Origin of the sequence: Mesorhizobium sp. B2-4-2 (assembly GCF_006442845.1) — a bacterium.
In the GTDB taxonomy this organism is placed as follows: Bacteria; Pseudomonadota; Alphaproteobacteria; order Rhizobiales; family Rhizobiaceae; genus Mesorhizobium.
Genome location: NZ_VFVM01000009.1, coordinates 215513 through 237364, shown reverse-complemented (window position 1 = coordinate 237364; position 21852 = coordinate 215513). Strand labels below are relative to the sequence as shown.

The window sequence follows — 21852 nt, the reverse complement described above, 5'->3', positions numbered from 1 at the left end:
ATGCACACGGCCTGGGAGGAGGCATCATGCTGGAACTGAGGAACGTCACCAAGACGGTCGGCGCGGTGGAGCATATCCGCGACGTGTCGCTGACGCTCCAGCATGGCTCGCTGAACGTGCTGCTCGGGCCGACGCTGTCCGGCAAGACCAGCCTGATGCGGCTGATGGCCGGCCTCGACGCGCCGACTTCCGGCTCGGTCTGGTTCGACGGCAAGGACGTCACCGGCCAGCCTGTTCAAAAGCGCAAGATCGCCATGGTCTACCAGCAGTTCATCAACTACCCCGCGATGAGCGTCTACGAAAACATCGCTTCGCCATTGCGGGTAGCGGGCGTCGAGAAGGCCAGGATCGACAGTCAGGTGCGGGAAGCCGCTGCCCTGCTCAAGCTGACGCCCTATTTGGACCGCACGCCGCTCAGCCTGTCCGGTGGCCAGCAACAGCGCACCGCACTGGCGCGCGCCATCGTCAAGAATGCAAGCCTGGTGCTGCTCGATGAGCCGCTCGCCAATCTCGACTACAAGCTGCGCGAGGAATTGCGCGCAGAACTGCCGAGGATCTTCGCCGCCGCCGGTACCATCTTCGTCTATGCCACGACCGAACCGCACGAGGCGCTGCTGCTCGGCGGCAATACGGCGACGCTGTCGCAAGGCCGCATCACCCAGTTCGGCCCGACCATCGAGGTGTTCCGCAAACCGGTCGACCTGGTGACGGCCAGGACCTTCGCCGATCCGCCGCTCAACACGATCGTGCTGGCCAAGAACGGACCCGATTTCCTGCTGGAGGGCGGCGTCAAGCTGCCGGTGCCGCCGGAACTTGTCGGCATTGCCGACGGCAATTACACGATCGGCTTCCAGCCGCACCATCTGTCGCTCGAGCGGCCGGATGCGAGTGCCGTGCCGGTGCGGGCAAAGGTCACCATCACCGAGATCACCGGCTCGGAAAGTTTCATCCATCTTGATTTCGCCGACGCGCGCTGGGTGATGCTGACCCATGGCATCCGCGATTTCGAGACCGACGAAGTGGTCGAAGTGTTCATCGACCCGCGTCACATCATGGTTTTCGACCAACACGGCGTCGCCGTGGCCGCGGCAAAGCTGGCGGCCTGAGGAGAAAACGATGGCGCGCATCGACGTCAACCATGTCAGGCACTCATATCTGCCGAACCCGCGTACCGATGCGGATTTCGCACTGCGGGAGGTGCACCACACTTTCGAGGACGGTGGCGCCTATGCGCTGCTAGGCCCATCCGGCTGCGGCAAGACCACGCTGCTCAACATCATTTCCGGCCTGCTCCACCCCTCGCACGGCCAATTGCTGTTCAACGGCAGGGATGTCACGAGACTGTCGACGCAGGAGCGCAACATCGCGCAGGTGTTCCAGTTCCCTGTCATCTACGACACGATGACCGTCTACGACAACCTGGCTTTCCCGCTGCGCAACCGCGGCGTTCCGGAGGCCGACGTCGACCGCAAGGTGCGCGAGACGCTCGACATGATCGACCTGGCAGACTGGGCCAGGAAGAAGGCGAGGGGCCTGACCGCCGACCAGAAGCAGAAGATCTCGCTCGGCCGCGGACTGGTGCGCTCGGATGTCAATGCGATCCTGTTCGACGAGCCGCTGACCGTCATCGACCCGCACATGAAGTGGGTGCTGCGCTCGCAGTTGAAGCAGCTTCACCGCCGCTTCGGCTACACCATGGTCTATGTTACGCATGACCAGACAGAGGCGCTGACCTTCGCCGACCAGGTGGTGGTCATGTATGATGGCGGCATCGTGCAGATCGGCACGCCGGCCGAGCTGTTCGAGCGGCCGCGCCACACCTTCGTCGGCTACTTCATCGGCTCGCCCGGCATGAACGTCATGCCGGTAGCGATCGATGGCAAGACAGCGAAGCTTGGCTCCCAGCGCATCCAATTGCCAGGCGCGCCGAAGGCCGGAAGCGGCGTCGTCGAACTCGGCATCCGTCCCGAATATGTCAGGCTCGGCCGCGATGGCATGGCCGTCCACGTCAGCAAGGTCGAGGATGTGGGCCGCCACAAGGTCGTGCGCGCCAGTCTGGAAGGCCGCGAGATCGCCGCCGTCATCGGCGAGGACGAAACCGTTCCCGCCGATCCAAAAGTGCGGTTCGATCCAGCCGGCATCAACATCTATGCCGATTCCTGGCGTGTCGAGATGGGGGCGTAGATGGAAAAGCCCTGGAACAACAAGGCCTGGTTCCTCGTGCTGCCGATGCTCGTGCTGGTGGCGTTCTCGGCCGTCATCCCGCTGATGACCGTCGTCAACTACTCGGTACAGGACACGTTCGGCAATAACGTCTTCTTCTGGGCGGGGACCGAATGGTTCGAAGAGTTGCTGCATTCCGATCGCTTCTGGGAAGCCATGGTGCGCAACCTGATCTTCTCCTTCATCATCCTGGCGATCGAAGTGCCGCTCGGCATCTTCATTGCCCTCAACATGCCCAAAAAGGGCTGGGGCGTGCCGGTCTGCCTGGTGCTGATGGCGCTGCCGCTCTTGATCCCGTGGAATGTCGTCGGCACGATCTGGCAGGTGTTCGGCCGCAACGATATCGGCCTGCTCGGCTACTACGTCAACGCGCTCGGCATCGACTACAATTACGTGCAGGATCCGTTCGACGCCTGGGTCACCGTCATCATCATGGACGTCTGGCACTGGACCAGCCTCGTCGTGCTGCTCTGCTATGCCGGCCTGGTCTCGATCCCCGACGCCTTCTACCAGGCGGCCAAGATCGATGGCGCCTCGCGCTGGGCGGTGTTCCGCTACATCCAGTTGCCGAAGATGAAGCGCGTGCTTCTGATCGCGGTGCTGCTGCGTTTCATGGACAGTTTCATGATCTACACCGAGCCCTTCGTCGTCACCGGCGGCGGTCCGGGCAATTCGACGACCTTCCTGTCGATCGACCTCGTCAAGACCGCGCTCGGACAGTTCGACCTCGGTCCGGCGGCGGCGATGTCGCTGGTCTACTTCCTGATCATCCTGTTGTTGTCGTGGGTGTTCTACACCGTGATGACCAACTACGACGCGGAGCGCTGATATGGCCGGCGCCAACGAACGCACCGAGCGCAACCTGGTGAACGGGACCGCCGCTTCGGAAAGACTCGCCAGTTCGCTGTCGCAGAGCGAGCTGGACAGGCGCATGCGCCGCCGTGGCGAGGAATCGCGCTGGTGGTGGATCGTGCCGACGCTCTACATCATCGTCCTGCTGCTGCCGATCTACTGGCTCATCAATATGAGCTTCAAGACCAATGCGGAGATCGTCAATTCGCTGACGCTCTATCCGCATGCGCCGACGCTGCGCAACTACACCATCATCTTCACCGATGCGTCCTGGTATTCGGGCTACATCAATTCGATCACCTATGTGGTGATGAACATGGTGATCTCGGTCGCCGTGGCGCTTCCGGCGGCTTACGCCTTTTCGCGCTACCGGTTCCTCGGCGACAAGCATCTGTTCTTCTGGCTTTTGACCAACCGCATGGCACCGCCGGCGGTGTTCGCGCTGCCGTTCTTCCAGCTTTATTCGGCATTCGGCCTCATCGATACGCATATCGCGGTGGCGCTGGCGCACTGCCTGTTCAACGTGCCGCTGGCGGTGTGGATCCTTGAGGGCTTCATGTCCGGAGTGCCGAAGGAGATCGACGAAACGGCCTACATAGACGGCTATTCGTTTCCGCGTTTCTTCGTGAAGATATTCATGCCGCTGATCGCCAGCGGCATCGGCGTCGCCTGCTTCTTCTGCTTCATGTTCTCATGGGTGGAACTGCTCATCGCCCGCACGCTGACCACCACCGATGCCAAGCCGATCGCCGCTACCATGACCCGCACCGTGTCGGCGTCGGGAATGGACTGGGGGCTGCTGGCAGCCGCCGGGGTGCTGACGCTGATCCCCGGGGCGCTCGTCATCTGGTTCGTTCGCAACTACATCGCCAAGGGCTTCGCCCTGGGGAGGGTGTGACCATGAACCTCGACTTCTCCTGGATGGCGTGGACCTGGCCGACGGCCGCCTTCTTCGCCGTCATAGCGCTGCTGCTGGTCGGCATGGGTGTCTGGGAATATGCCTCGCCCGGCGGCGATCCGCGCATCGGCGTGCTGCGTTTCAAGACGACGCGCGGCGATCGTCTCTTCGTTTCGCTGCTTGGCAGCGCCTTCATCCATCTCGCTTGGCTGGGTCTTGTCGGACCCAGCCTGTGGTGGGCTCTCGCTCTCTCCGTGGTCTACGCCATCGGCGTCTTCCGCTACGTATAGAGGGGGAAACTGTTGGAGCGGCCGCTTGTTGGCGGCCTCTCCAGATCGCACTTGAAGTCTTTTCAAACGTGGAGGAAACACAATGCGACGGCAATTATTGACATCTACGACCGCCCTTGTCCTCTTGCTCGGCGTGGGCAACGCCTATGCCGGCATGGACGAGGCAAAAGCCTTTCTTGACAAGGAGATAGGCGATCTGTCGACGCTTTCGCGCGCCGATCAGGAAAAGGAAATGCAGTGGTTCGTCGACGCCGCCAAGCCGTTCTCCGGCATGGATATCAAGGTCGTGTCGGAAACGCTGACGACGCATCAATACGAGTCGCAGGTTCTGGCTCCGGCCTTCACCGCCATCACCGGCATCAAGGTCACGCACGACGTCATCCAGGAAGGCGACGTCGTTGAAAAGATCCAGACCCAGATGCAGACCGGCCAGAACCTCTATGACGGCTGGGTCAACGATTCCGACCTGATCGGCACCCACTGGCGTTACCAGCAGGTGCGCAACCTGACCGACTGGATGGCGGGCGAAGGCAAGGATGTCACCAATCCGAACCTCGATGTGAAGGATTTCATCGGCACCTCCTTCACCACCGCTCCGGACAAGAAGCTCTATCAGCTTCCCGACCAGCAGTTCGCCAACCTCTACTGGTTCCGCTACGACTGGTTCAACGACGAGAAGAACAAGGCCGACTTCAAGGCCAAGTACGGCTACGATCTCGGCGTTCCCGTCAACTGGTCGGCCTATGAGGACATTGCCGAGTTCTTCACCGGCCGCGACGTCGACGGCAAAAAAGTCTATGGGCACATGGACTACGGCAAGAAGGACCCGTCGCTCGGCTGGCGCTTCACCGATGCCTGGCTGTCGATGGCCGGCAATGGCGACAAGGGTATCCCGAACGGCCTGCCGGTCGACGAATGGGGCATCAAGGTCAACGAGAAATCGCAGCCGGTCGGCTCCTGCACGGCGCGGGGCGGCGACACCAACGGCCCGGCCGCCGTCTACTCGATCCAGAAATATCTCGATTGGCTGAAGGCCTACGCACCACAGGAAGCGCAGGGCATGACCTTCTCGGAATCCGGTCCGGTTCCCGCGCAGGGCAATGTTGCCCAGCAGATCTTCTGGTACACGGCCTTCACCGCCGACATGGTCAAGCCCGGCCTGCCCGTCATGAACGACGACGGCACGCCGAAATGGCGCATGGCTCCGTCGCCGCACGGTGTCTACTGGAAGGACGGCATGAAGCTCGGCTACCAGGATGTCGGTTCGTGGACGCTGATGAAGTCGACCCCGACCGACCGTGCCAAGGCCGCCTGGCTCTACGCCCAGTTCGTCACCTCGAAGACGGTGGACGTGAAGAAGAGCCATGTCGGCCTCACCTTCATCCGCGACTCCACCATTCACGACAAGAGCTTCACGGAGCGCGCGCCGAAGCTCGGCGGCCTGATCGAGTTCTATCGCTCGCCGGCCCGCGTGCAATGGTCGCCGACCGGCACCAACGTGCCGGACTATCCGAAGCTGGCACAGCTGTGGTGGCAGGCGATCGGCGATGCCTCGTCGGGCGCAAAGAGTGCGCAGGAAGCGATGGATTCGCTTTGCGCCGAGCAGGAGAAGGTCATGGGCCGCATCGAGAGGTCCGGCGTCCAGGGCGATATCGGGCCGAAGCTCGCCGAGGAACATGATCTCGCCTACTGGAATGCCGACGCGGTCAAGGCCGGCAATCTCGCTCCTCAGCTCAAGATCGAGAACGAGAAGGAGAAGCCCCAGACCATCAACTATGACGAGCTGGTCAAGAGTTGGCAGAAGTAGGACTGACCTATGCGGGCGTTCGCGCCCGTGTAAAATTCAGGGAGGCGGCACGTTGCCGTCTCCCTTCTTTGTGTCGTGACGGAGGAAGTGCGAATGAATGGCTTTGTCCTGGCAATCGACCAAGGCACGACGTCGAGCCGGTCGATTCTGTTCGACGGCGACATGAAAGTCGTCGGCAGCAGCCAGCAAGAATTCACCCAGCACTATCCTGCTTCCGGCTGGGTCGAGCATGATCCGGAAGATATCTGGGCCAGCGTCGTGGCGACCGTGAAGGGCGCATTGAAGAATGCCGGGCGGGAGGCATCGGACGTCGCCGCGCTCGGCATCACCAACCAGCGCGAGACGGTCGTCATCTGGGACAGGGCGACCGGCAAGCCGATCCACAACGCCATCGTCTGGCAGGACCGGCGCACCGCGCCGCTATGCCGGAAGCTGAAGAAGCAGGGATTGGAAAAGACCTTCACCAGGAAGACCGGCCTGCTGCTCGATCCGTATTTCTCCGGCACCAAGATCGCCTGGATGCTGGACAAGGTGAAAGGCGCCAGGAGACGCGCCGAGAAAGGTGAATTGCTGGCCGGCACCATCGACAGTTTCCTGATCTGGCGCCTGACCAGCGGCAAGGTGCATGCCACCGACGCCACAAACGCCTCCCGCACGCTGGTCTACAACATCGAGAAGAATGCGTGGGACGACGAGTTGCTGGCCATCCTGAACATCCCGGCAAGGATGCTCCCCGAGGTGAAGGACTGCGCCGATGATTTTGGAATCACGGAGAAAAATCTCTTTGGCGCCGAGATAAGGATCCTCGGCGTTGCCGGCGACCAGCATGCCGCGACCATCGGCCAGGCCTGTTTCGAGCCCGGCATGATGAAATCGACCTACGGCACCGGCTGTTTCGCGCTGCTCAACACCGGTGCCGATCTGGTGCGCTCGAAGAACCGGCTGTTGACCACGATTGCCTATCGGCTGAACGGCAAGACCACCTATGCGCTGGAAGGATCGATCTTCATCGCCGGCGCCGCCGTGCAGTGGTTGCGCGACGGCATCAAGGTGATCGGCAAGGCCGAACAGAGCGGCAAGCTGGCGGCCGAGGCCGATCCGACCCAGGACGTGTATCTGGTGCCGGCCTTTGTCGGGCTCGGCGCGCCCCACTGGGATGCCGAGGCGCGGGGCGCGATCTTTGGCCTGACCCGCAATTCGGGGCCGGCGGAGTTTGCCCGCGCCGCGCTCGAATCCGTGGCCTACCAGACCCGCGACCTGCTCGATGCCATGCGCAAGGATTGGAAAGGTACGGCGGCCAAGACGGTGCTTCGGGTCGACGGCGGCATGGTGGCATCCGACTGGACCATGCAACGGCTGGCCGACATTCTTGACGCGCCGGTCGACCGTCCGACCATTCTGGAGACGACCGCGCTCGGTGCCGCCTGGCTCGCCGGCTCGAAGGCGGGCGTGTGGCCTAAGGCGCGGGAGTTCGCCAAGACATGGGCGCTCGACCGCCGCTTCAGACCAGACATGGAGCCTGCGGCGCGCTCGGCCAAGCTGGCGGGGTGGCGCGATGCTGTTCGCAGGACGCTGAGCGTGTCATAATCAACAGTCAGATTGGGCGAGGGGGAAATGAAGCCAAACTGGTACTCTGCTTGGCGCGCCGAGGCTATCAAACAACTGAAGGCCAAGAATAAGCGCTTGGAGGAAGAATTCCGCATCGGCCACTGGTCGCGCTATGACTTGAGCAACGGAAAGCTCTTGTTTTCCAAGGACGGGGCGATCGAGGTGATCACCGAAATCCAGATCGCCGGTTCCACGAATGCCAAGGCACAGAACTGGCTCTGGGCGTGGGCAAATTCAAATTTGCCCGATAGTCTTCTCAGAGACGCAAAGCTGGTTCGGTCCTTCGGCGAGAAGAACGGCATTGACGAACTGGCTCAGGCTTACGTGATAGATGGGGATCAGCTGGAAGTGCTGGGTTGGGAATTGGCGGCCGTCACGGTTCGAATTTGCGATGCCGTCGGAGCGTACCGATCGCCCCGTGGTGAAGGTGGCGCGCTTTATTATATCTTCAAGACCATTAATTGGGCCAGCTGATCACAGCCTGCCCGGGGACCGTCCTCGCACGACAGAAAGCCCGCGCCATTTCCGGCACGGGCTTTGACTTTCTATCCCTCTGACGAACACTGTCGCCCATCAGTAGGGTGAAATGCACTGCTGCCGCGGGCCGTTATACGGCTGGAACGTGTTGTCGGATGCGCGGTAGGAACGGTAACGGTCATAGCACCACTGCACATGCGAATTGCCTTCATAGACGCGGTTCCGGTTGTTGGCGATCGCGCCGGTTATCAGCGCGCCAGTGGCGAAAGCAGCAAGCGGGAACCAGAAATCGCCGTGACGGCGATAGCCCGGGCGATATTCACGGTAGCCGCGATGGCCGTTCCAGTAGGCTCCGCGGTTGTCGCGGTAGAAGTTGCGGTTGCCGCGAAACTCGCCGCGGAAGTTACGGCGCCGCTCCCAGGGCCTGTACTGCACGGTCTGGACATCGGACGAGACCGATGCAGGCTGCGGTACATAGGCCGGTGCGGCTTCGACCGGCATGGCAGCCGCCACTGCGAAGGAAGCTGACAGTGTGGTCGCCAGCAAACCCGACAGGACTTTGTTCATGATCTTCTCCTTGAGAGGTTGACGTCCCTTGTGGCGGAGGAAACGGACACGCTCGCGAATTGTTCCTGGAAAAAAAGGCAAGTTGCTGATTTGTAATGTTTCTCCGGTTTGGGATCGATGGAGGCCACAGGGTCTTCGCCTGGCTGGCAAAGGTTCGGCATGTCCTTGCCGAAACGGCCGGCCGGGAGAGCCGGCACGGCGGGAACGCATGGTTTGGTGGCCCCGTTTTTTCCGGTTGACCGGTCGAGGCACTCTCCCTATGTTCCGCGCAATTTCGAGGGCGCCGTTTCCAGCCCACGGGAGCGCGTAGCTCAGCCGGTAGAGCAACTGACTTTTAATCAGTAGGTCTCGGGTTCGAACCCCGACGCGCTCACCACTCAGTCCCGTGACAAATGCACGTTCAGGACAGCGGCTTTTTTGGCGATCAGTCCTTCCAGATCCGCGTCCGATCGGGTGGTGCCGGTGCGTTGGCGCAGCAGGGAGATCATCGCGCTCATCGAAAGCGGGGCGGTTTTTTGCTGAACCAGGATCGCGTCCACCGCGCCGGCAACGTCGGGGCCTTCCGCTGGTGCTCTCATGGTCGGATCCTTTCTGTCCAGCTCCGCCTCGGTGCCGCCGACCGATCCTCTGATGCCGCGGTCAAAGACGACGGCCAACCCGTTCTTGACGGCGAGGGCCGCGACCATGTCGTCGAGTTCGTGGTCCGAAAAGCTGGGGTCGGAAGGCGTGGGTTTCAGGATTCTGTGAATCACCCTGGCGGCCTGGTCCGTCGAAACATAGCCGAAGCGCTGTTTTCTAGCTTCGACATATTGTTCGATGATCATGTCAAGCCGGCGGGCTGCAATGTCCTTTGATTGCTGCATCGGAACCTCCTCGGGTCGTCATGGCGCGCAGGAGCAGCACCTAAAGAGATAGGGCCGCCCGGAAGAACATCAAACATGAGAAATGACGCATCTGCCGATAGCGGAGGAACGATCGCGCCGCTGATGCATTTTTGCCTTTGACCAGCCTATTGAGGGAACGCAGGCCAATGAAGATCGCCCATATCGCGCCGCTGTATGAATCCGTGCCGCCAAGGCTCTATGGAGGCACCGAACGCATCATCTCCTATCTCACCGAAGCTCTGGTCGGGCTCGGCCACGATGTAACGTTGTTTGCCAGCGGCGATACCAGGACCTCCGCCCGGCTGGTCGCGTGCCGGGAACGGGCGCTGCGCCTCGATCCCCGGCCGTTGAAGTCGGAGATCGCGGCGCATCTGTCGATGCTCGAGGAAGTCAGGAGACAGGCCGACGATTTCGACATTCTTCACTTCCATCTCAGCCACTTCCTGCATTTCCCGTTTTTCCGCCATATGCCGGAGCGCACGGTGACGACGCCGCATGGCAGGCTGGACTATGTGGATCTGGCACAGGCCTATGAGCGGTTCCCGCGTTTTCCGATGATTTCCATTTCACGCAGCCAGAGGACGAGGCTCGCGTCCGCCAACTGGTTGGCGACCATCCATCATGGGCTGCCGCTCGATCTCTATGGGCCGGATTTTGAAGCCGGCTCCGACGGTACATATCTGGCGTTCCTCGGCAGGATGTCGCGCGACAAGCGGCCGGACCGGGCCATCGAGATTGCCAGGCGCACGGGCCTGAGGCTCAAGCTCGCGGCCAAGGTGGGCGACGGTGACCGGGCCTATTTCGAGGAGGTCGTCCAGCCGCTGATCGATGGCGATCGCGTCGAATATGTCGGCGAGATCAGCGAGGACCAGAAGAGCAGCTTTCTCGGCAACGCCGCTGCCTTGCTGTTTCCCATCGACTGGCCCGAGCCTTTTGGTCTGGCGGTAATCGAGGCCATGGCCTGCGGAACCCCTGTCATGGCTTGGAGCTGCGGCGCCATGCCCGAGATCATCGATCACGGTGTGACCGGCTTCGTCGTCGAAACCATCGAGGACGCCGTCGCCACCATGCCGGCCCTGCTCCAGCTCGACAGGCGCCGGATAAGGGCCGTTTTCGAAGGACGGTTCTCGGCCGACCGCATGGCGCGCGACTATGTCGCCACCTATTCACAGGCGATCGACACTCAACAAATCAGGGCTTCCTAGTACAGTGCCCCGTTCAGAAACAAGCACGGGACAGTCTTCTTGACCATCACCCAACTTGACGAGCGCAAGCTTGATCCCGCAATAGCCCTGGCCTCCCTGGACGAAACCGCGCCGAGGGAACCGCACCGGCTCTTCGCACTCAAGCATGGCGACTGCTTCGCCGTCGCCGATTCCTATGGCGACATACGCGGTGTGGGCGACGGCTTCTTCCGCGACGACACGCGCGTGCTTTCCGAATTCCGCCTCGCGGTGGGCGGTCGTTCGACGTCGCTGCTGGGCGCATCGCTGAGCCAGGACAATGTCCTGTTCACCTCCAACCTGACCAATCTGCCTATAGAGAGTGCCGGCGGCCGTCCCATCCCGCAAGGAGCGATCCACATCGAGCGTGTCAGGCTGCTGTGGGAGGACCGCCTGTATGAGCGCCTGACCCTTTCCAACTACAGCCAGGAACATTCGACCGTCCTGCTTTCGCTGCGCTTCGCCGCCGATTTCCGCGACATGTTCGAAGTTCGTGGCTCGACACGCGCCAAACGAGGCACCGCCCATACCGCCGAGATGGACCAGAACTCGGTTCTGCTTCGCTATGAAGGCCTGGACAAGGTGGTGCGTACGTCGACGATATCGTTTTCGCAGAAACCGGACGAATTGACCTCCGACCGGGCGGATTTCTTCATTGCAGTCACCAAACGCAGCCGCAAGACACTGTATGTCGAGGTCGGCAGCGAGATGGCCGATGTGCCCGACCGCGACCGGTTTCGCGCCGCAGCGGCGCGCGCGCGTTTCGGCATGCGCGCCAAGCGCCGCCATGGCGCGACGCTGCACAGTTCGGGCAGGGTGTTCAACGACTGGATGGAGCGCGCCCGTGCCGATGTGGCGCTGCTCACCACCGAACTTGCGACCGGCCCTTATCCCTATGCCGGCATTCCGTGGTTCTCGACGGCCTTCGGCAGAGACGGCGTGATCTCGGCGTTGCAGATGCTCTGGCTCAATCCCGGCCTGGCGCGCGGCGTGCTTGCCTTTCTCGCGCAACATCAGGCGACCGAAACCTCGCCCTTCAGCGACTCTCAGCCCGGCAAGATCATGCATGAAACGCGCAAAGGTGAAATGACGGCGCTGAGCGAGTTGCCGTTCGGCCGCTACTATGGCGGCGTCGACACCACCCCGCTCTACGTTCATCTCGCCTGCGCTTACGCGGACCGCACCGGCGACATGGTCTTTATCGACGGCCTGTGGCAGTCGCTATGTGCAGCCGCCGAATGGATCGAGGCGGCAAGCGCTTCGACCGGATTCGTCACCTACCGGCGTGCGGCGGAGTCAGGCCTCGCCAACCAGGGATGGAAGGACAGCTTTGATTCGGTCTTTCATGCAGACGGTCGTATCCCGAAGGGGCCGATCGCGCTGGTCGAGGTGCAGGGCTACGTCTTCGCGGCGTTCCAGGGGCTGGCGAGACTGGCTCGCCGGCGAGGCGAGACAGAAAAGGCGGAAGGCTGGGAAAGGCGGGCCGAAGAGATCCGCCGGCGGGTTGAAAGTCATTTCTGGATCGAAGAGCTGGGTTACTACGCGCTGGCGCTCGATGGCGACGGCCGACCATGCGAGGTGCGCACGTCCAATGCTGGACATCTGCTCTATGTGGGGCTTCCGGATCCGGATCGGGCGCGGATCGTCGCCGATCAGTTGCTGTCGGCTTCTTTTCACTCCGGCTGGGGATTGAGGACGCTCGCCGACGACGCAATATTCTTCAATCCCATGTCGTATCACAATGGCTCCATCTGGCCGCACGACACGGCGATATGCGCGGCAGGCCTTGCGCGGTACGGCATTCGCGACAATGTGGTGCGGCTGATGAGCGGGACGTTCGAATCCGCCGTCCATTTCAACATGCGCCTGCCCGAACTTTTCTGCGGCTTCACCCGCGCACCGGGCGAGGCGCCGATCGCGTATCCGGTCGCTTGCCTGCCGCAGGCCTGGTCGGCAGGTTCCGCCTTCATGCTGATGCAGGCCTGTCTGGGCCTCCATATCGACGGCTGGGCCGGCGAAATCCATGTCACAAGGCCGCGCCTGCCAATCGGCATCGACAGCCTGGTGATCCGCCATCTCGCGGTGGCGGGCACGGCAGTCGACCTGACGTTCCAGCGTGTAGGAGATCGTGTGGGCGCGTTCCTGGCCGACCGCCATGAAGGGTTGGCGCCTTTGATCGTGCGCAGCTAAAAAACGGAACCATCACCGGCGACGTGCGTTGCACCATCTCCCCCGCGGAGAGGCGAGACCTAGGCCGGAGCAATTCACATCGATGCCAGACAACAATTTTGACTTCCTCCACTCTGCCTCCGCTCTATGGTTCGTCATTCTTGCCAGCCTCTGCGTTTCCCTTGTTGCCTTGGTGATTTCCGCGCTGCGATCCCGCCGGACCCCGCCGGAACCGGCGAATGTCGAGCCTCCACCGGCTCGTGTCGTATTGCGGGAGTTCGAAAAGAATGGCCATTCCGCCGACGCGGCGCTCGTCAACTGGTCGCCCTCGACACTGCGCGAAATCCTGGCGAAGGAACTGCCGGATGCGCAAGTGATCGTCGTCTCCAACCGCGAGCCCTACATTCACAATCTCAGGGATGACAATGTCGACCTGGTTGTGCCGGCCAGTGGACTTGTCTCGGCGCTGGAGCCGATCACCCGTGCCTGCGCGGGAACCTGGATAGCCTATGGCGGCGGCTCGGCGGATCATCTCGTCGTCGACCAGAACGACCGCATCGAGGTCCCACCTGAGAACCCATCCTACACGTTGCGCCGTGTCTGGCTGACCGACGAGGAACAGCAAGGCTATTATCTGGGCTTTGCCAATGAGGGTCTCTGGCCCCTGTGCCACATAGCCTTTACGCGGCCCGTCTTCCGCACGTCCGACTGGGAAACGTACGAAGCCGTCAATCGCAAATTCGCCGATACCGTCGTTGCCGAAGCGCGGAACGAACGCCCGATCGTCCTCGTCCAGGACTATCATTTCGCGCTGCTGCCGCGAATGATCCGGGAACGCCTGCCCGATGCGATCATCATCACCTTCTGGCACATTCCGTGGCCAAATTCGGAAGTCTTCAGCATCTGCCCCTGGCGGGAAAAGATCCTGGACGGCCTGCTGGGGAGCTCTATCATCGGCTTTCATACGCAGTTCCACTGCAACAACTTCATCGAGAGCGTCGACCGCTTCCTGGAAAGCAGGATCGAGCGCGAGGATTCGGCGATCTCCTATGGCGGCCAGACCAGCCTGGTCCACGCCTATCCGATCTCGATAGAGTGGCCGCCGGCTCAACTCGGGAAATTGCCCGCCATCGCGCAGTGCCGCGCGCGAATTCGCGAAAAATTCGGGCTGGCGGACAATGTCAGCCTCTGTGTCGGCGTCGAGCGCCTCGATTATACGAAAGGCATTCTCGACCGGTTTCATGCATTGGACGAACTGTTCAAGCAACACCCGGAGTGGATCGGCCAGGTGGCCTTCCTGCAGATCGCGGCGCCAAGCCGTGGAACCTTGCCGGCCTACCAGCAACTGCACGAGGAATGCCTGCGTTGCGCGGCGGAGCTCAACGAGCGTTATGGCCGGGACGGCTACACGCCTGTCTTGATGGTGGCTGAACACCATTCCCAGGAGCAGGTCTACGAAATCTACCGGGCCGCCGATGTCTGCATGGTGACCAGCCTGCACGACGGAATGAACCTGGTCGCCAAGGAATTTGTCGCCGCACGCGACGACGAGCAGGGCGTGCTGATGCTCAGCATGTTTGCCGGCGCTTCCAAGGAGCTTCTCGAGGCGCTGATCGTCAATCCTTACGACGCGACGATGATGGCCGAGGCGTTGCTGCAGGCATTGACCATGGTGCCCGCCGAGCAGCGCCAGCGCATGCAGCGCATGCGCGAGATCGTCCGCGACAACAATGTCTATCGCTGGGCGGGCAGCATGCTTCTCGACGCCGCCCGCTTGCGCAAGCGAATCGCGATCGACCCCGCCGGGCCGGGCTCCGTTGCCGCGGCCAATGTGATATCGCTGATTGATCGCAAACGGGTCGCGGCGCTGTGATGTCGGGATCGGCAAGTCTGTCCGTGCCGACCGTCCCGCAAGGCCGATGGGCACTCTTCCTGGACATTGACGGTACGCTTCTGGAACATGCCGCGCATCCCGACGCGGTGGTCGTCGGTGATGCGTTGCGAAGCATGCTGACAAGGCTGGACGGGCGTCTGGCTGGCGCTCTGGCTTTCATTACAGGAAGATCCGTTTCCGCCGTCGACCGGCTCTTCCAGCCGTTGCGCCTCCCGGCTGCGGGTCTATACGGCCTGGAGCACCGGCTTGTCCGTGACGGGCCCGTCGAGGCGGCCGACGAGCCCGCCGACATTGCCGCGCTTGCCGAGGAAATCGAGGCGGAACTGGACAATGTGGATGTCTATATCGAGCGCAAGGGCCCGATCCTGGCCATTCATACGCGTGCGGCGCCGCAGTTGCTGCAACGGGCGACGCAACTGGTCGAACAGGCGCTGGAGCGGCTTCCACGAGGATATCGGGTTCTTGCGGGCAATGCCGGGGTGGAACTGATGCCGCTCGAGGCCGCCAAGGGAGCGGCAATCAGGCGTTTCTGCGAGTTGCCGGCTTTCCGGGGGCGGATTCCCGTATTCCTCGGAGACGATACGTCGGATGAGAACGGCTTCGAAGTCGTCAATGAAATGGATGGCATTTCGGTCCGCATCAAACCGCAAGGGAAAACCGTGGCGCGCCATGCGCTGGCCGATGTCGACGAGACCCTGGCCTGGCTTGAATCCCTATGTCACGACCGATCGGGCACGGGCCGGTTTGAGGAGGCGGTCCAGCCCACTGTCCGGCAGAGTTGAGGCCGCAAAACGCATTTTGCGCCTTTGAAGAACGGGTTTCAGGAGTTGATCAATGATCCAATTCACCAGCCTCATCCACGAGATCATGCCTGCGTGGCTCCGGCGGCGTTCGCGCCGGCGCATGCAAGACACCGAGACAACTTTCGATCCATCGCGTCCTGAAGACGCCGATGCCGTCTGGCGAAAGGCCGTCGAGAGGGACCTGTTCGGCGCAAACACGCCCGACTATACCGAGACCGAACAGAAGAAGCGCGATCACCACTGACGGAGGCTGTCAGCCTTCCGCGAAGACCAGCGAGACATTGCCGCCGGCATGCCGTTCGAGCCGGCCGGCGAGGTCGAGCTCCAGGAGCACCATGAACACCTGGGCCGGATGCAGGCCGGTGTGGCGGATGATCTCGTCGATCGCCACCGGCGTCGGGCCGAGCGCTTCGGTCACCCTGGCGCGGTCGTTTTCGCCGGGTGGTGGCGTGGCCGAGAAATCGGGGGGATCTTCAAAGGGCGGCAGTTCGGGGGCCCGCAAACCGGTCAGCGGCGCGATTGCCCTGTGAATGTCGGCGGCTTCGGTGACCAAGGTGGCACCGTCCTTGAGCAGGCCATTGGTGCCGGCGGCGCGTGGATCAAGCGGCGAGCCGGGTACGGCGAAGACCAGCCGGCCCATTTCGCCTGCGAGCCTGGCGCTGATCAGGGACCCGGAACGCTGCGCCGCCTCGACCACCACCAGACCGACTGCCGCGCCCGCGACGAGGCGGTTGCGGCGCGGAAAATCCTGGGCACGCGGCTGCCAGCCGAACGGCATCTCCGAAATGATGGCGCCGCCGCGCTCGACGATCTCGTCGCATAGGCCGGCATTCTCAGGCGGGTAGGGCAGATCGAGGCCTCCGGCCAGCACGCCGATCGTGCCGGTCGAGAGGCTGCCCTGATGTGCTGAAGTGTCGATGCCACGCGCGAGGCCGGAGATGATGGCGTAACCGTCGCGGCCAAGGTCGGTCGCCAGCATGCGCGCCATCTTGATGCCGGCGAGCGAGGCGTTGCGGGCGCCGACGATAGCTACCGCGGGCAGCCGGAACACCGCGCCTTCGCCTTTCACCGCCAGCAGCGGCGGCGGATGGTCCATGTTTTTCAACAGGGCGGGATAGTCCGGCTCGCCGATACCGACAAAACGGGCGCCTGCCCGCCTTGCGGCCTCCAGTTCCGCTTCAGCCTCGGCGATCGAGGGAATGCGGGCGATCCTGCTGGCGCCGCCCGAAATCATCAGCTCCGGCAGCATTTCCAGCGCGACCTCGGCCGAACCGAACCGGTTGATCAGGTCGCGAAAGGAGGCGGGACCTACATTCTGGCTGCGGATCAGCCGAAGCCAGCTCAACCGCTGCCGGTCGCTGAGGCGCGGTCCGGCGAGCGGCTTGCTCACTCCTTCGCCCCGATTTTGCCCTCGGTGCCGGCAAGCAGGCGTGAAATGTTGGCCCGGTGCTTGATGAAGACGATCAGGCTCATCACGACGAACAATGCGGCAATCTGCGGTGTGCTCAGGAAATAGAGGGCGATCGGCACGGCGACCGCGGCCGTCAGCGCTGCAAGCGAGGAGTAGCGGAACAGGAATGCCATGGCCAGCCAGACGATGGCGAAGATCAGCGCCACCTGCCAGGCAAGGCCGATCAGCACGCCGAGATAGGTGGCCACGCCCTTGCCTCCCTTGAATCCGAGCCAGATCGGGAAGAGATGGCCGAGGAAGGCGCCAAGGCCGGCCCAAGCGCCGAGTTCGGGCGCGAAATGGCCCGCGATCAGCACCGCGGCCGTGCCCTTCAGCGCGTCGAGCAGCAGCGTGGCCGCGGCAAGGCCCTTGTTGCCGGTGCGTAGCACATTTGTCGCGCCGATGTTGCCGGAGCCGATCTGGCGCACGTCGCCAAGCCCTGCCGCACGGGTCAGCAGAAGCCCGAACGGAATCGAGCCCAAGAAATAGCCGAGCACCAGCGCCGGGATCAGGTTGTAAGTCATTGTTCCCCCCGCATTTCCCCCTGACGGGCTGAATCCGGCGCGATGCGCCGCCGCCCGCTCAGACCGAGAACACTGTGCGGCCCGCCACCAGCGTTTGCAAGACCTTGCCTTGCAGGCGCGCGCCTTCGAAACAGGTGTTCTTCGAGCGCGAGCGGATGCCGCTTTCGCTGACGATCCAGGGTTCATCCAGATCAACAAGCGCAAGGTCCGCGAGAGCGCCGGGCTTGAGCGTGCCGCCAGGCAGGCCGAACAGCCGTGCCGGCGCCGTGGACAAGGTCTCGATCAGCCGCGGCAGCGACACGTCGCCATTGTGGTAGAGCCGCAAGGCGGCGCCCAGCAACGTTTCCAGCCCGATGGCGCCGGCTGCGGCGTCGGCGAAGGGCAGGCGCTTGGTATCGACGTCCTGCGGATCGTGCGAGGAGACGATGATGTCGATCGTGCCGTCCCTGATCGCTTCGATCATGGCCAGGCGGTCTTCCTCGGCACGCAGCGGCGGCGTCAGGCGGAAGAAGGTCCGGTATTCCCCGACATCGTTTTCGTTGAGTGACAGATTGTGGATCGATACGCCCGATGTGACGGTCGCGCCGTCGGCCTTCGCGCGCCCCACCGATGCCGCCGCCATCGCCGTCGATATCTTTGCCGCGTGGTAGGAACCTCGCGTCAGGCGCGCCAGGGCAAGGTCGCGCTCCAGCGGGATGGTTTCGGCTTCACGCGGAATGCCGGAAAGCCCCAGCCAGCTTGCGTAAAGTCCCTCGTTCATCACACCCGACGATGCGAGATCGGCATCCTGGGTTTCGTGCACGATGGTTGCGCCGAAATCGCGGGCATAAGTCAGGGCGCGGCGCATCACCAGCGCGCTTGATATGGTGTGGCGGCCGTCGGTGAAGGCGGCGGCGCCGGCCTCGCGCAGCAGGCCGAATTCGGTCATCTCGCGGCCGTCGAGGCCCTTGGTGATGGCGGCGGCCGGGAAAATATTCACGATGGCCGTGTCCTTGGCGGTGCGCAGCACGAATTCGACCAGGGCCACATTGTCGATGACCGGATCGGTATCGGGCATCATGACGATCGAGGTGACGCCGCCGGCAGCCGCGGCGACACTTGCCGACGCGATCGTTTCGCGATGTTCGCCGCCCGGTTCGCCGATGAAGACGCGGCCGTCGATCAGGCCGGGAATCACCGCCTTGCCGGCGCAGTCGACGATGGTGGCGCCCTCGGGCGCCCCCTGGTTCAGCGCAGCCTTGCCGGCGGCGGCTATCTTCTTCCCGTCGACGATGACCGTCCCGGTCTCGTCTACGCCGCGCGAGGGGTCGATGATGCGGGCGCGCTCGAACACCGTGATGGTCATGCGCCACGGCCCTCGTGGTTGCGGCGCGGATCGAGCAGCGCTTCCATCACCGCCATGCGCACGGCGACACCCATCTCGACCTGTTCCTGGATGACGCTCTGCGGGCCGTCGGCGATTTCCGAAGCGATCTCGACGCCACGGTTCATCGGGCCCGGATGCATCACCAGCGCATCGTCTTTCGCGGCCTTCAGCTTCTCGGCGTCGAGGCCGAAATAGCGGAAATATTCGCGCACCGAAGGCACGAAGGCCCCTTCCATCCGCTCGCGCTGCAGGCGCAGCATCATCACCACGTCGGCATCTTTCAGGCCCTCGGCCATTGAGCCGGTGACGATCACGCCCATCCTGTCGATTCCCGAGGGAAGCAATGTCGAGGGCGCGACGACGCGGACCTGCGCGCCGAGCGCGTTGAGCAGCATGATATTGGAGCGGGCGACACGCGAATGCAGGATGTCGCCGCAGATCGCCACGATGAGTTTCGACAGCGGACCCTTGGCGCGACGGATGGTCAGCGCGTCGAGCAGCGCCTGTGTGGGATGCTCGTGCGCGCCGTCCCCCGCATTGACCACGGAGCAGCCGACCTTCTGCGCCAGAAGGGCGGCCGCTCCCGCCGACTGGTGGCGGATGATCAATATGTCGGGCCGCATGGCGTTCAGCGTCATGGCCGTGTCGATGAGCGTCTCGCCCTTCTTCACCGAGGAACTCGCCACCGACATGTTCATGACGTCGGCGCCGAGACGCTTTCCGGCCAGTTCGAACGACGACTGCGTCCGCGTCGAGGCTTCGTAGAAAAGGTTGATCTGGGTGCGGCCGCGCAGTGTCGAGGTTTTCTTCTCGGATTGCCGCGAGATCGCGACAGCCCGGTCCGCCCTGTCGAGCAGAAGCTCGATGTCGGCGGGGGAAAGATCGCGGATGCCCAGAAGATGGCGGTGGGGATAGAGTGGCAGGGACGAAGCGTCGGTCATCTCAAGGGGCTGCTATAGGGTGGACGTTCCATGGCTGCAAGCGCCAGCTTTGGATTGCGGCTGTTCTCCCCGGTATTTTCGTCGCGCGCCTTGGGCTATATCTAGCCGATGGCTCCGGATTCGTAGCCGCCTGGCAGTAAGGATGAAGCGTGACCGACGACGTGACGAACCAGCCGCCGCCGCTGACAGGCGGCAACGCCTGGCGGGGCGATCCGTTGCTGATCCAGCTTGCCGAGCGCTTTTCCGATCCGGTGCGCAAGGATCTCGACGGGCTCGGCCGCTTCGTGCTGACGCAGGAGGCCCAGGAACTGGCCCGCCTCGCCAATGTCGAAACGCCGAGGCTCAGGACGTATGATCGCCAGGGCCGGCGCATCGATCTGGTCGAGTTTCACCCCGCCTATCACGCTTTGATGCGCCGTTCCGTCGCCAACGGGCTGCACTCCTCGGTCTGGGAGAACGGCGATGCCGAGATCGGCCGCCGCCATCAGGTGCGCGCGGCCCGGTTCTACCTGACGGCCGAACTCGAGACCGGACATCTGTGTCCCATCACCATGACCAGCGCTTCGCTGGCAGCGCTGATGGCGAGCCCGAAACTGTTCCGCGAGTGGGCGCCGCGCGTGACGACGCGCAAATACGATCAGAGCCAAAAGCCGCCGGTCGAGAAGACCGGGCTTACGCTTGGCATGGGCATGACAGAGAAACAGGGCGGCACGGACGTGCGCGCCAATGTAACGAGGGCCGAGCGCGTCGGCAGCGGCTTCTATCGCCTGACCGGCCATAAATGGTTCATGTCGGCGCCGATGTCGGATGCATTCCTGGTACTGGCGCAGGCGCCGGAGGGATTGTCGTGCTTCCTCGTGCCGCGCGTCCTTGGCGACGGCTCGGGCAACGGCTTCCGTTTCCAGCGCCTGAAGGACAAGCTCGGCAACCGGTCGAATGCGTCTTCCGAGGTGGAGTTCGTCAACGCGATCGGTGAGATGGTCGGCGAGCCGGGCGCCGGCGTGAAGACGATCATGGACATGGTGACCTTGACCCGGCTCGACTGCGCCGTGGCGTCTTCGGCGATCATGCGGGCGGGTCTGGCCGAAGCCGTTCATCACGCCCGCCATCGCCAGGTGTTCGGCACCAACCTGATCGAGCAGCCGCTGATGCAGCGCGTGCTGGCGGACATGGCGCTCGACGTCGCCGCTGCCACGGCGCTGTCGTTCCGTCTGGCGCGTTCCTTCGACGAGGCGGCGAGCGATCGCGGCGAGGCGGCCTTTGCCCGTGCCATGACGCCGGTCGTCAAATATTGGGTCTGCAAAATTGCGCCGCCGCTGCTCTACGAGGCGATGGAATGCCTCGGCGGCAACGGCTATGTCGAGGAGGCGCCGCTCGCTCGCTACTATCGCGAAGCTCCGGTCAACGCTATCTGGGAAGGATCGGGCAATGTCATGGCGCTGGATGTGCTGCGCGTGCTTGGCCGCGCGCCGGGCCTATTCGAGGAGGTGCTTGCCGGCATCGATCGCGACCTGGGCGCGGGCGGACGCGGCACCATCGGTGTGCTGAAGGCGGCGATGCAAGTCGCCGCGACCGACGAAGGCTCGGCCCGCCTGCTGACGGAGCAACTGGCGCTGTCGGCGGCGGCGGCGGAATTGCGCCGGTTGGGGGCAGGGCGGATCGCCGATGCCTTCGTCGAGACGCGGCTGGCGGGCCAGTGGCGCAACACCTACGGCATGCTCGATTCGCGCCATGATGCGCGCATGATCATCGACACGCTCTATCCGCCAACCACCTGAGCAGCAGCCATGGACCACGCCTTGGTCATTCCCCCGCGCCGTTAACCTTAACAAATGGTTTCCGTTGCGAGGGCTGGCGGCAAAGCCCACTGTCATTC

The 21852-nt window shown here is 63.2% G+C and carries 20 protein-coding genes and 1 tRNA gene; 15 read left to right on the top strand and 6 right to left on the bottom strand.

All coding sequences use genetic code 11. From position 1 onward, the window contains the following. Positions 1-26 precede the first annotated feature (26 nt). From FJ942_RS21060 to FJ942_RS21025, 8 genes are all read left to right on the top strand, one after another. Positions 27-1106 carry an ABC transporter ATP-binding protein gene (locus FJ942_RS21060; protein WP_140625088.1) on the top strand — a complete coding sequence of 360 codons (1080 nt, stop codon included), beginning with the start codon at positions 27-29 and terminating at the stop codon, positions 1104-1106. 10 nt (positions 1107-1116) lie between these two features. Then, positions 1117-2184: an ABC transporter ATP-binding protein gene (locus FJ942_RS21055; protein ID WP_140898822.1), complete on the top strand. Its 1068-nt coding sequence runs from the start codon at positions 1117-1119 to the stop codon at positions 2182-2184. Continuing rightward, positions 2185-3051: a sugar ABC transporter permease gene (locus FJ942_RS21050; RefSeq protein ID WP_140498792.1), complete on the top strand. Its 867-nt coding sequence runs from the start codon at positions 2185-2187 to the stop codon at positions 3049-3051. Between the two features lies 1 nt (position 3052). Further along, positions 3053-3973 (top strand): carbohydrate ABC transporter permease, encoded by a 921-nt coding sequence (locus tag FJ942_RS21045; RefSeq protein WP_140498790.1) that lies wholly within the window; start codon positions 3053-3055, stop codon positions 3971-3973. Positions 3974-3975: 2 nt separating this feature from the next. Further along, the gene (locus FJ942_RS21040; RefSeq protein ID WP_140498788.1) at positions 3976-4263 is read left to right on the top strand and encodes a DUF2160 domain-containing protein; all 288 of its coding nucleotides are present in this window, start codon (positions 3976-3978) and stop codon (positions 4261-4263) included. Between the two features lie 82 nt (positions 4264-4345). After that, entirely contained in the window at positions 4346-6070 is a 1725-nt protein-coding gene (locus tag FJ942_RS21035) for an ABC transporter substrate-binding protein (protein ID WP_140898820.1), read from the top strand. A 93-nt stretch (positions 6071-6163) separates the two neighbouring features. Continuing rightward, positions 6164-7657: a glycerol kinase GlpK gene (gene glpK, locus FJ942_RS21030; protein ID WP_140898818.1), complete on the top strand. Its 1494-nt coding sequence runs from the start codon at positions 6164-6166 to the stop codon at positions 7655-7657. A 27-nt stretch (positions 7658-7684) separates the two neighbouring features. After that, complete coding sequence (locus FJ942_RS21025) at positions 7685-8152, top strand: DUF6882 domain-containing protein (RefSeq protein WP_140498781.1); 468 nt, start codon at positions 7685-7687, stop codon at positions 8150-8152. Between the two features lie 99 nt (positions 8153-8251). Here FJ942_RS21025 and FJ942_RS21020 read toward each other — a convergent pair whose 3' ends face one another. Further along, positions 8252-8722, bottom strand: a complete 471-nt coding sequence (locus FJ942_RS21020) for a BA14K family protein (protein WP_140669967.1) — start codon at positions 8720-8722, stop codon at positions 8252-8254. 300 nt (positions 8723-9022) lie between these two features. Here FJ942_RS21020 and FJ942_RS21015 point away from each other — a divergent pair. Next, positions 9023-9098 (top strand) — tRNA-Lys (locus FJ942_RS21015). 1 nt (position 9099) lies between these two features. On the opposite strand, the gene FJ942_RS21010 is transcribed toward FJ942_RS21015, so the two are convergent. Further along, on the bottom strand, positions 9100-9546 hold the full coding sequence (locus tag FJ942_RS21010) for a hypothetical protein (RefSeq protein ID WP_224681719.1): 447 nt from the start codon (positions 9544-9546) through the stop codon (positions 9100-9102). Positions 9547-9752: 206 nt separating this feature from the next. Between FJ942_RS21010 and FJ942_RS21005 the strand changes: the two genes are divergently transcribed. From FJ942_RS21005 to FJ942_RS20985, 5 genes are all read left to right on the top strand, one after another. Then, positions 9753-10811: a glycosyltransferase family 4 protein gene (locus tag FJ942_RS21005; protein ID WP_140557737.1), complete on the top strand. Its 1059-nt coding sequence runs from the start codon at positions 9753-9755 to the stop codon at positions 10809-10811. 45 nt (positions 10812-10856) lie between these two features. After that, the gene (locus tag FJ942_RS21000; RefSeq protein WP_140525405.1) at positions 10857-13019 is read left to right on the top strand and encodes an amylo-alpha-1,6-glucosidase; all 2163 of its coding nucleotides are present in this window, start codon (positions 10857-10859) and stop codon (positions 13017-13019) included. An 82-nt stretch (positions 13020-13101) separates the two neighbouring features. After that, positions 13102-14871 carry a trehalose-6-phosphate synthase gene (locus FJ942_RS20995; protein WP_140898816.1) on the top strand — a complete coding sequence of 590 codons (1770 nt, stop codon included), beginning with the start codon at positions 13102-13104 and terminating at the stop codon, positions 14869-14871. Then, entirely contained in the window at positions 14871-15674 is an 804-nt protein-coding gene (otsB, locus tag FJ942_RS20990; protein ID WP_140898814.1) for a trehalose-phosphatase, read from the top strand. Before FJ942_RS20995 ends, otsB begins: the two co-directional genes overlap by 1 nt. Before the next feature lie 52 nt (positions 15675-15726). Then, complete coding sequence (locus FJ942_RS20985) at positions 15727-15939, top strand: hypothetical protein (RefSeq protein WP_140498769.1); 213 nt, start codon at positions 15727-15729, stop codon at positions 15937-15939. Between the two features lie 9 nt (positions 15940-15948). Here FJ942_RS20985 and dprA read toward each other — a convergent pair whose 3' ends face one another. The 4 genes from dprA to FJ942_RS20965 are packed head-to-tail and all read right to left on the bottom strand — an operon-like array spanning position 15949 to position 19976. Next, positions 15949-17085 carry a DNA-processing protein DprA gene (dprA, locus tag FJ942_RS20980; RefSeq protein WP_140515330.1) on the bottom strand — a complete coding sequence of 379 codons (1137 nt, stop codon included), beginning with the start codon at positions 17083-17085 and terminating at the stop codon, positions 15949-15951. Then, positions 17082-17669 (bottom strand): glycerol-3-phosphate 1-O-acyltransferase PlsY, encoded by a 588-nt coding sequence (plsY, locus tag FJ942_RS20975; RefSeq protein WP_140515331.1) that lies wholly within the window; start codon positions 17667-17669, stop codon positions 17082-17084. The genes dprA and plsY overlap by 4 nt, the downstream gene beginning before the upstream one ends. 58 nt (positions 17670-17727) lie before the next feature. After that, positions 17728-19014 carry a dihydroorotase gene (locus FJ942_RS20970; RefSeq protein WP_140515332.1) on the bottom strand — a complete coding sequence of 429 codons (1287 nt, stop codon included), beginning with the start codon at positions 19012-19014 and terminating at the stop codon, positions 17728-17730. Next, complete coding sequence (locus FJ942_RS20965) at positions 19011-19976, bottom strand: aspartate carbamoyltransferase catalytic subunit (protein WP_140515333.1); 966 nt, start codon at positions 19974-19976, stop codon at positions 19011-19013. Before FJ942_RS20965 ends, FJ942_RS20970 begins: the two co-directional genes overlap by 4 nt. Positions 19977-20125: 149 nt before the next feature. Here FJ942_RS20965 and FJ942_RS20960 point away from each other — a divergent pair, with 149 nt between their 5' ends. Then, positions 20126-21754, top strand: coding sequence for a DNA alkylation response protein (locus tag FJ942_RS20960; RefSeq protein ID WP_140515334.1), 1629 nt, complete (start codon positions 20126-20128; stop codon positions 21752-21754). Positions 21755-21852: the final 98 nt, after the last annotated feature.

What these genes read in the sequence shown, in the direction of transcription:
- FJ942_RS20965 (WP_140515333.1), bottom strand. Translation starts at nt 19,976, where the DNA reads ATGACCGACGCTTCGTCCCTGCCACTCTATCCCCACCGCCATCTTCTG.
- FJ942_RS21040 (WP_140498788.1), top strand. Translation starts at nt 3,976, where the DNA reads ATGAACCTCGACTTCTCCTGGATGGCGTGGACCTGGCCGACGGCCGCC.
- FJ942_RS20970 (WP_140515332.1), bottom strand. Translation starts at nt 19,014, where the DNA reads ATGACCATCACGGTGTTCGAGCGCGCCCGCATCATCGACCCCTCGCGC.
- FJ942_RS21060 (WP_140625088.1), top strand. Translation starts at nt 27, where the DNA reads ATGCTGGAACTGAGGAACGTCACCAAGACGGTCGGCGCGGTGGAGCAT.
- FJ942_RS20995 (WP_140898816.1), top strand. Translation starts at nt 13,102, where the DNA reads ATGCCAGACAACAATTTTGACTTCCTCCACTCTGCCTCCGCTCTATGG.
- FJ942_RS20985 (WP_140498769.1), top strand. Translation starts at nt 15,727, where the DNA reads ATGATCCAATTCACCAGCCTCATCCACGAGATCATGCCTGCGTGGCTC.
- FJ942_RS21050 (WP_140498792.1), top strand. Translation starts at nt 2,185, where the DNA reads ATGGAAAAGCCCTGGAACAACAAGGCCTGGTTCCTCGTGCTGCCGATG.
- FJ942_RS21055 (WP_140898822.1), top strand. Translation starts at nt 1,117, where the DNA reads ATGGCGCGCATCGACGTCAACCATGTCAGGCACTCATATCTGCCGAAC.
- FJ942_RS21035 (WP_140898820.1), top strand. Translation starts at nt 4,346, where the DNA reads ATGCGACGGCAATTATTGACATCTACGACCGCCCTTGTCCTCTTGCTC.
- otsB (WP_140898814.1), top strand. Translation starts at nt 14,871, where the DNA reads ATGTCGGGATCGGCAAGTCTGTCCGTGCCGACCGTCCCGCAAGGCCGA.
- FJ942_RS21025 (WP_140498781.1), top strand. Translation starts at nt 7,685, where the DNA reads ATGAAGCCAAACTGGTACTCTGCTTGGCGCGCCGAGGCTATCAAACAA.
- glpK (WP_140898818.1), top strand. Translation starts at nt 6,164, where the DNA reads ATGAATGGCTTTGTCCTGGCAATCGACCAAGGCACGACGTCGAGCCGG.
- FJ942_RS21010 (WP_224681719.1), bottom strand. Translation starts at nt 9,546, where the DNA reads ATGATCATCGAACAATATGTCGAAGCTAGAAAACAGCGCTTCGGCTAT.
- plsY (WP_140515331.1), bottom strand. Translation starts at nt 17,669, where the DNA reads ATGACTTACAACCTGATCCCGGCGCTGGTGCTCGGCTATTTCTTGGGC.
- FJ942_RS21045 (WP_140498790.1), top strand. Translation starts at nt 3,053, where the DNA reads ATGGCCGGCGCCAACGAACGCACCGAGCGCAACCTGGTGAACGGGACC.
- FJ942_RS21005 (WP_140557737.1), top strand. Translation starts at nt 9,753, where the DNA reads ATGAAGATCGCCCATATCGCGCCGCTGTATGAATCCGTGCCGCCAAGG.
- FJ942_RS21020 (WP_140669967.1), bottom strand. Translation starts at nt 8,722, where the DNA reads ATGAACAAAGTCCTGTCGGGTTTGCTGGCGACCACACTGTCAGCTTCC.